The following is a 337-nucleotide window of genomic DNA, read 5'->3' as shown; positions in this document are numbered from 1 at the left end:
CATTGTCCTCGTCTCCATCAACTACAGATGTGGAATATTTGGATTCTTGTCACTGGAGAACGAGTCAGTGCCCGGCAACAACGGGCTGAAGGACCAGAAGCTGGCGTTGCAGTGGGTGCACGATCACATCGCCAGCTTCGGTGGGGACCCCGGCAACGTCACCATCTTCGGGGAGAGCGCCGGCGGGGCCTCCGTGCACTACCACATCCTCTCACCACTGTCCAAAGGTCTGTTCCACAAGGCCATCCTCCAGAGCGGGTCGTCGCTGTGCCAGTGTACGTTTCAACCTCGGCCGCTGGACAAGGCTCTACTTGTGGCCAAGGAGCTTGGCTGCCCC

The 337-nt window shown here is 59.6% G+C and carries 1 protein-coding gene; it reads left to right on the top strand.

Annotated features, from left to right (window positions below):
* Nucleotide 1: 1 nt before the first annotated feature.
* On the top strand, nucleotides 2-337 hold a 336-nt coding region (locus P2081_RS20555), incomplete at its 3' end, for a carboxylesterase family protein (protein ID WP_278924645.1).

Source organism: Pseudophaeobacter profundi, from assembly GCF_029697505.1.
In the GTDB taxonomy this organism is placed as follows: Bacteria; Pseudomonadota; Alphaproteobacteria; order Rhodobacterales; family Rhodobacteraceae; genus Pseudophaeobacter; species Pseudophaeobacter profundi.
The sequence above is the reverse complement of the archived record's forward strand: the minus strand, read 5'-3'. Positions and strand labels throughout refer to the sequence as shown.